General features: G+C 70.6%; 7 protein-coding genes. 5 read left to right on the forward strand and 2 right to left on the reverse strand.

Annotation, left to right across the window (positions count from 1 at the left end; genetic code table 11):
* Nucleotides 1–36: 36 nt before the first annotated feature.
* Genes ACFE8Y_RS02730 through ACFE8Y_RS02750 form a run of 5 tightly spaced genes read left to right on the forward strand, consistent with a single transcriptional unit; the run spans nt 37 to nt 5321 of the window.
* A complete protein-coding gene (locus ACFE8Y_RS02730) occupies nt 37–1785 on the forward strand; it encodes an acyl-CoA dehydrogenase (protein WP_375462845.1) in 1749 nt (582 codons plus the stop codon).
* A gap of 29 nt (nt 1786–1814) precedes the next feature.
* Nucleotides 1815–2582, forward strand: coding sequence for an enoyl-CoA hydratase-related protein (locus ACFE8Y_RS02735; RefSeq protein ID WP_375462846.1), 768 nt, complete (start codon nt 1815–1817; stop codon nt 2580–2582).
* Nucleotides 2583–2614: 32 nt separating this feature from the next.
* Nucleotides 2615–3424, forward strand: coding sequence for an SDR family NAD(P)-dependent oxidoreductase (locus ACFE8Y_RS02740; protein WP_375462859.1), 810 nt, complete (start codon nt 2615–2617; stop codon nt 3422–3424).
* 10 nt (nt 3425–3434) lie between these two features.
* On the forward strand, nt 3435–4295 hold the full coding sequence (locus ACFE8Y_RS02745; protein ID WP_375462847.1) for an SDR family oxidoreductase: 861 nt from the start codon (nt 3435–3437) through the stop codon (nt 4293–4295).
* A gap of 21 nt (nt 4296–4316) precedes the next feature.
* A complete protein-coding gene (locus ACFE8Y_RS02750) occupies nt 4317–5321 on the forward strand; it encodes a magnesium transporter CorA family protein (RefSeq protein WP_375462848.1) in 1005 nt (334 codons plus the stop codon).
* Between the two features lie 3 nt (nt 5322–5324).
* Here the strand turns inward: ACFE8Y_RS02750 and ACFE8Y_RS02755 are convergent, their stop codons facing one another.
* Both ACFE8Y_RS02755 and ACFE8Y_RS02760 read right to left on the reverse strand, forming a co-directional pair.
* Nucleotides 5325–6959, reverse strand: coding sequence for a B12-binding domain-containing radical SAM protein (locus tag ACFE8Y_RS02755; RefSeq protein WP_375462860.1), 1635 nt, complete (start codon nt 6957–6959; stop codon nt 5325–5327).
* A 208-nt stretch (nt 6960–7167) separates the two neighbouring features.
* The coding region (locus ACFE8Y_RS02760; protein WP_375462849.1) for a B12-binding domain-containing radical SAM protein at nt 7168–8312 on the reverse strand (1145 nt) is incomplete at its 5' end.

The following is an 8312-nucleotide window of genomic DNA, read 5'->3' on the forward strand; positions in this document are numbered from 1 at the left end:
GCGGCGGCCGAACCGTGTCCGGCGGGAGGACATCCGATGAGCTACCGCGCGCCCGTCTCCGAGATGGTGTTCACCCTGCGCCACGTCGCGGGGCTCGACGGCGCAGGCGCGGTGACGCCCGCGGATGCCGAGGCGATCCTCACCGAGGCGGGGCGGCTCGCCTCGGACGTGATCGCGCCGCTGAACCGCATCGGCGACCGCCACGGCGCCAGCCTGTCCGACGGTGTCGTCACCACGGCGCCGGGCTTCGCGCAGGCCTACCGCACCTTCGTCGCGGGCGGCTGGAACGGGCTCACCGCCGATCCCGACCACGGCGGCCAGGGATTGCCGCAGGTGATCGACGCCGCCTGCACCGAGATGTGGAACGGCGCCAACCTCGCCTTCGGCCTGTGCCCGCTGCTGACGGCGGGCGGGATCGAGGCGCTGGCCGCGCACGGCTCGGACGACCTCAAGGCGCGCTACCTGGGCAAGCTCGTCTCCGGCGAGTGGACGGCGACGATGAACCTGACCGAGCCGCAGGCGGGCTCGGACCTCGCCGCGCTCCGAACCCGCGCGGAGCCGGCCGGCGACGGCAGCTACCGGATCGTCGGCTCGAAGATCTACATCACCTACGGCGCGCACGACATGGCGGACAACATCGTCCACCTCGTCCTCGCCCGGCTCAACGGTGCGCCGGCCGGCACCCGCGGCATCTCCCTGTTCCTGGTTCCGAAGATCCTGCCGGACGGCTCGGAGAACGATCTGCGCTGCTCGGGGCTGGAGCACAAGCTCGGCATCCACGCCTCGCCGACCTGCTCGATGGCCTTCGGCGACCGGGGCGGCGCCACCGGCTGGCTGATCGGCGCGGAGAACCGCGGGCTCGCCTGCATGTTCACGATGATGAACAATGCCCGGCTCAACGTCGGCCTCCAGGGCGTCGGCGTCGCGGAAGCCGCGACGCAGCGCGCGCTGGCCTACGCGCGGGAGCGCCGGCAGGGCCGGGCGCCGGGCGCCGCGGACGCCGCGAGCGCGATCATCGCACACCCCGACGTGCAGCGCATGGTTCTGACCATGAAGGCCTACACGGCGGCCGCCCGCGGGATCTGCTACCTCACCGCCGCAGCCCTCGACGCCGCCGACGGGCCGGAGGGCCGGGCGGCGCTGGACCGCGCCTCGCTACTGACGCCGGTGGCCAAGGCCTTCTCCACCGACATCGCCAACGAGGTCGCGTCGCTCGGCGTGCAGGTGCACGGCGGCATGGGCTTCGTCGAGGAGACCGGCGCAGCCCAGCTCATGCGCGACGCCCGCATCCTCGGCATCTACGAGGGCACCAACGGCATCCAGGCGATCGATCTGACCACCCGTAAGCTGCCGCTGAACGGCGCCGCAACGGTGTGGGCCCAGATCGCCGCGATGCGCAAGGTCAGCGAGGGCCTGCTCAAGGCGGCCGACCCGGCCTTCAGCCGCGTGGCCGCGCGCCTACGCGCCGGGATCGAGCACCTCGACCGGGCGACGAGCCATCAGCTCGCCGCGCTGCGATCCAACCGTCCCGAGGCGGCGCTCGCGGGCGCAGGCCCGTACCTGCGGCTGTTCGGGCTGGCGCAAGGGGCGGCCTGTCTCGCGGCCGAGGCCCTGGCCTCCGGGCACGCGCTGAGGGCCGGCGAGACCGATCCGGCCCACGCCGCCCGCATCGCCCTAGCGCGGTTCTTCGCCGAGAACCTGCTGCCGGCAGCCGGCGGACTTGAGCAGGTGGTGCTCGACGGCGGCGGGTTCCTCGACGACGCGGGCCTCGCGCTCGCGGGCTGACGCGGGCCCGTCGCAGGGGGAGGGGGGACATGAGCGAGCACGTTGCGGTCATCGACGGCGAGGACGGCGTCCGCCTGATCGCGCTGAACCGCCCGGAGAAGAAGAACGCGCTCACCGGCGCCATGTACGACACCATGCGCAGGGCGTTGGAGACCGCCGACGGGATCGACGCGGTCGGCGCGGTGGTGTTTGCCGGGGTGCCGGGCCTGTTCTGCGCCGGCAACGACATCGCCGACTTCGTGGCGCAGACGGGCGAGGCATTCGCCGAGGCGCCGTCGCTGCGCTTCATCCGGCAGCTCGCGCGGACGCGGACGCCGATGGTGGCCGCGGTCGACGGGATCGCGGTCGGCATCGGCACGACGCTGACGCTCCACTGCGACCTCGTCTACGCGAGCCCGGCGGCGCGCTTCCGCATGCCGTTCGTGGAACTCGGCCTCGTGCCGGAAGCGGCCTCCAGCTACCTGCTGCCGCGCCGGGTCGGGCGGCTGAAGGCGACCGAACTCCTGCTGCTCTCGGAGGCCCTCGGGGCGGACGCGGCCGAGGCGCTCGGCCTCGTCAACGGCGTGCTGCCCGCCGACATGCTCCTGGAGCACGCGCTGGCGCAGGCCGCCCGTCTCGCCGCCCTGCCGCGCGGTGCGCTCGCCGCATCGCGCACGCTCATCCGCGGCGATCAGGCCCTGGTCGAGGCGGCGCTGGACGCCGAAGCCGAGGCCTTCGAGCGGCAATTGCGCACGGAGGAGGCGCAGGCCGCGTTCCGGGCGTTCCTCGCCCGGTCGAAGCCCGGCGCGCAGGCGTGACCGGGCCCGACCTCAGCCGGACGGTCTGCCTCGTGGCCGGCGCCTCGCGCGGCGTCGGACGGGGCATCGCGCGGGCCCTCGGCGAGGCCGGGGCCACGGTGATCGTTACCGCCCGATCGAGCGAGACCGGGCCGCGCACCGAGATGCGCTCCGAATCGATCGAGGACACCAGCCGCGCGGTCGACGCCGCGGGCGGTCGGGGCCACCACTACCTCTGCGACCACACCAGCGAGCGGGCGGTCGATGAACTGGTACACTGGGCGCTGCGCCGGTTCGGCCGCATCGACGTCGCGGTGTCGAGCGTCTGGGGCGGCAACGAGGGCTACGACGGGGAACGCTACCCGGACGGCGCGGCCTGGGGCACGCCGTTCTGGCGCCGCTCGGCCGAAGCCTTCTCGGAGTTTTCCCGGGTCGGTCCCTATCCCGGGCTGCTGCTGGCCCGCGCCGTGGCGCCGGCGATGGTCGCCGCGCGGTCGGGCCTGATCGCGCTGGTCTCCTTCGGCACGGAGGAGGGCTACCTGGGCGACCTGTACTACGACCTCGCCAAGGCGGCGACGAACCGCCTCGCCTTCGCCATGGCCAAGGAGCTGCGCCCGCACGGCGTCACCGCGCTGGCGCTCTCGCCGGGCTTCGTGCGCACCGAGCGGGTGTGCGACCTGGGCCAAGCGGGACTCGCCACCGAGAGCCCGCTCTACGCCGGCCGGGCGTTGGCGGCGCTCGCCGCCGATCCGGCGCTGATCGCGCGGGCGGGGCAGGTGATCCACGCAGGCGACATCGCCGAGGAGTACGGGTTCACGGATGCGGACGGGACGCGGCCGGCCCGGTTCCGGATCGGGCCGTGAGGAGGATGGAATGAGCGGCACGCTGGCGAAGAAAACCCTGTTCATCACCGGCGCCTCGCGCGGGATCGGTCTGGCCATCGGCCTCAGGGCAGCGCGCGACGGGGCCAACGTCGTGATCGCCGCCAAGACGGAGGCGCCGCACCCGAAGCTGGAAGGCACGATCCACACCGCCGCCGCCGCGATCGAGGCGGCCGGCGGCCGGGCGCTCCCGCTCGTGGTCGACGTGCGCGACGAAGCCTCGGTCGCGGACGCCTTCGCGCGCGCCGTCCGGGAATTCGGAGGCGTCGACATCGTGGTCAACAACGCCAGCGCGATCGCGCTGACGCCGACGCCGCAGACCGAGATGAAGCGCTTCGACCTGATGCATCAGGTCAACACGCGCGGCACCTACATGGTCTCGAAATACGCGATCCCCCATCTCGAGCGGGCTTCGAACCCGCACATCCTGATGCTGTCGCCGCCGCTGGACATGGCGGAGAAGTGGTTCTCGCCGCACTTGGCCTACACCATGGCCAAGTTCGGCATGTCGCTCTGCGTGCTCGGGCTCGCGGGCGAGCTGCGGGGCAGGGGGATCGCGGTCAACGCGCTCTGGCCGCGCACCACCATCGCCACGGCCGCAATCAACAACCTGCTCGGCGGCGAGGCGCTGATGCGCGCGAGCCGGAAGCCCGAGATCATCGCGGATGCCGCGCACGCCCTGTTCCTGAAGCCGGCCCGAGAGGTGACCGGGCAGTTCCTGATCGACGACACGTTCCTGTCGCAGAACGGCGTCACCGATTTCACGAAGTACCGGGTCACGCCCGGCGTGCCCCTTGCGCCGGACTTCTTCGTGCCGGATGCAAGCCGGCCGCCGCCCCACGCGCTCGACTGAGCGCTCACGTCCGAGTGCTTCGTGATCTTCATCCACCAGCCGGTCACCGGCACCGGCCAGATCCTGCTGGAACGCCGCGCCCTCGAACTCCAGGACGCCATCCCCGACGACACGGTGTGGCTCGACCTGATCCGGCCGAGCCGGGAGGAGGACCTGAAGGTCGAGGCCTTCATGGGCGTCCAGGTGCCGACGCGGGAGGAGATGAAGGACATCGAGCCGTCCGAACTGCTCTACGTCGAGGACGGCGCCCGCTACATGACCGGCCGCGTGCTCTCGAAGGTGAGCGGGTCCGACGACCCGGGGCTCGCCGGCATCACCTTCATCCTGCAAGGGCGCAAGCTCGTCACCGTGCGCTACGAGGAGCCGCAGGCGTTCCGGATGTACGCGCAGCGCGCCGGCCGGACGACGGGCAACGGACCGGCGGCCGCGCTCTCGGGCGAAACCATCCTCGCCGGGCTGATCGAGGCGGTGATCGACCGCGCAGCCGACGTGCTTCAGCTCCAGGGCGAGCGCATCGACCGGCTCTCGGGCAAGATCTTCGAGGTGCAGGACGACCCCTCCGCCCGCAACACCGCACTTCAGGACACGCTGCGGGCGCTCGGCCGCCACGGCGACCTGATCTCGAAGCAGCGCGAGAGTCTCGTCTCGATGGAGCGCATCCTGCTGTCGCTCTCGGCGACCTACCGCACCACCAAGGCGCCGCGGGAGCTGCGCGAGGACGTGCGCTCGACGCTGCGCGACCTGCAATCGCTCGAGGAGCACGCCACGTTCCTGTCCTCGAAGATCCAGTTCCTGCTCGACGCGACGCTCGGGCTGGTCAACCTCGAACAGAACAACATCATCAAGCTGTTCTCGGTCATGGCGGTGGTGTTCATGCCGCCGACGCTGATCGCCTCGATCTACGGCATGAACTTCAAGGCGATGCCGGAGCTCGAGTGGAGCTTCGGCTACCCGATGGCGGTGGTGATGATGGTGTTCGCCGCCGTGCTGCCCTACGTGTTCTTCCGGTGGAAACGGTGGCTGTAGCGCTCACGCCGCCACGGGGATCGCGGCCTTGGCAACGGCAGGCTCTACCTCCGCCGAGCCGATGGCTGCCGGCATCATCGTCGGCTCGACGTAGTCGCCGTTCTCGATCGCCGCGATCTGCCGGCCCAACGTCTCGATGACGAAGCGCGAGAACGGATAGAGGTGGGTGAACATCACCACGTTGACCATCGCGAACTCGAACGACCGGGGATTGCGCACGGCGAGCGTGAGGACCATGCGCCAGAACGGCCCGGCGAGTTCCCGATGCCCGACGCTCATGCGCCAGCACAGGCGCACGAAGGTGCGCAGGTCGTGCGCGATGCGCTTCCACTGCACCGCCTCCTCGCGCAGGCGCGGCCGCTTCAGGGCTAGCCCGACGCCAGTGGCGCGCTTGAAGAACGCCCGAGGTTCGTAGACCGTCTCCAGGATGCGCCGGTAATCGGCCAGCACCTGCTGCCGCGGGCGCTTGGTCGTGAAGTTGAGGCCCGCGGTGCACTGGTCGCCTGGCAGCTCGCGGTCCCAGTCCGCGTTCGAGTGCAGGCGGCCCTCGCGGGCGAGCCGGCGGTGGAGCTGCGTGCTCGGCAGCGCGGTCAGCAGGCCGATCATCGCCGCCGGGACCGCCGTGTCGCGCACGCAGGCGATCATCGCGTCGGCCATCGCATCGGTCTCGGTGTCGAAGCCGACGATGAAGCCGGCGGTGACGAACATGCCGTGCTCGTAGAGCTTGTGCACGCTGTCGGCGATCGAGCGGCGGGTGTTCTGCTTCTTCGAGGTGTGGACCAGCGTCGCCTCGTCCGGCGTCTCGATGCCGATGAACACGACGAAGAAATTGGCGTCCCGCATCAGCGCGAGCAGGGCGTCGTCGTCGGCAAGGTTGAGCGAGGCTTCGGTGGAGAAGCGGAACGGGTAGCCGCGCTCCTTCTGCCAGCGGATCAGGTGCGGCAGGAACAGCTTCACGGCCTTCTTGTTGCCGATCAGGTTGTCGTCGACGAAATCGACGTGGCCGCGGTAGCCGAGCGCGTGCAGCCGGTCGAGTTCGGCGAGCATCTGCGTCACGGTCTTGGTGCGCGGGCTCCGGCCGTAGAGCTCGATGATGTCGCAGAACTCGCAGGTGAACGGGCAGCCGCGGGAGAACTGCACGCCGATGTAGATGTAGTCGCGGAAGTCGAGCAGATCGAAGCGCGGGATCGGGCTCTTGGTGACGTCGGCCTTGAACTTCTCCGCGATGAATTCGCCGGCGCGCTCGCCGCGCTCCCAGGCGGCGACGAATTCGTGGATGATGCCCTCGGCCTCGCCGAGCACGCGGAAGTCGGCCGCCGCGTACATCTCCGGCGTCGAGGTCGGGGAGGGGCCGCCGACGCAGACCGGCACGCCGAGGCGTTTGCACAGGGCGATCACCGCCGTCGTGCTCGGCCACTGGGGCAGCATGCCGCCGGTCAGCACGAGGTCGGCGCCGCGCACGTCGTCCTCGGTCAGGTCCGACGTGTTGCAGTCGACGAGCCGGAGCTGCCAGGCGGGCGGCAGCATCGCGGCAAGGGTGATCAGGCCGAGCGGCGGCGCGGAGTACTTCGCGCCGTGCAACTCGGCAGGTTCCTTGAAGCACCAGAACGAGTTGGCATCGAAACGCGGGAACACCATCAGCACGCGCGGCGCGGTCCGAACCTGATCCGTCACGGCTGTCTCCTTCGATCGATCCGATCCCCGCATGGCCGGCCCGACGCGGCGACCCTAGCCGTTCCGCGCCGATTGCCAATGCGGTCGCCCGCAGCGAGCGGACGCCCGCGACCCTTCCCCGGCGATTGCGCCGTTTTGGAGACAGGTCGCCCGAGCCGGCGGACCGCGCTCGTCAGGCGACGGCCGCGAGGTGATCCACCTCCGCCTTGCCAACCCTCTGCGCGCGCACGGGATCGTTGTCGGCCGCCATGCGCGGCGGCTCGACCCAGCGGCCGGCATCGAGGTCGGCGATGCGGCCCTCGATCTCGCGGATGACGTAGCGCGAGAACGGGTAGACGTGCAGGTAGAGCACCATGTTCGTCACCACCGCCTCGAGCGCGGCCGGGTTGCGGCGGGCGGTCTCCAGGAACACCCCCCAGAAGTGCCGGGCCATCTCCGGCCGCCGGACGGTCATGCGCCAGATGATGCGGGCCAGCGACCACAGGTCGTGGGCCACCGCGCCCCAGCGGATCGTCCGCGCCGCGAAGGTCGGGCGCTTGAGCCGGCGGGACACCTCGCGCACGCGCTCGAAGAAGTTCTTCGGATCGTAGACCTCGGCGAGCACGTCGCGGTAATCGGCGAGCACGTCGCGCTGCGGGCGCAGCGTCACGAAGTTCAGGCCCTGGGTGCACTGGTCGCCCTGGGTCGCGGTGGTCTGCGCGAAGGTCTCGTAGAGCCGCCCTTCGGCGCGCAGCCTTCGTTGGAGCTGGGTGTTGGGCAGCGCGTAGAGCAGGCCGACCATCGCGATCGGCACGCCGGTGTCGCCGATGCAGCGCGACATCGCGCCCGCGATGCTGTCCTTCTCGGTGTCGAAGCCGACGATGAAGCCGGCGGTGACGAACATGCCGTGCTCGTAGAGCTTGTGCACGCTGTCGGCGATCGAGCGCTTGGTGTTCTGCTTCTTCTGCGTCTGGATCAGCGTCGCCTCGTCCGGCGTCTCGATGCCGGTGAACAGGGCGAAGAAGTTGGCGTCCCGCATCATGCCGAGCAGGGCGTCGTCGTCGGCGAGGTTCAGAGAGGCCTCGGTCGAGAACTTGAACGGGTAGCCGTGCTCCTCCTGCCACCTGATCAGGTGCGGCAGGAACAGCTTGATCGCCTTCTTGTTGCCGATCAGGTTGTCGTCGACGAAATCGATATGGCCGCGGTAGCCCAGTTCGAGCAGGCGGTCGAGTTCGGCCAGCATCTGCGGCGTCGTCTTGGTGCGGGGCGAGCGGCCGTAGAGTTCGATGATGTCGCAGAACTCGCAGGTGAACGGGCAGCCGCGGGAGAACTGCACGC

Origin of the sequence: uncultured Methylobacterium sp. (assembly GCF_964242245.1) — a bacterium.
In the GTDB taxonomy this organism is placed as follows: Bacteria; Pseudomonadota; Alphaproteobacteria; order Rhizobiales; family Beijerinckiaceae; genus Methylobacterium.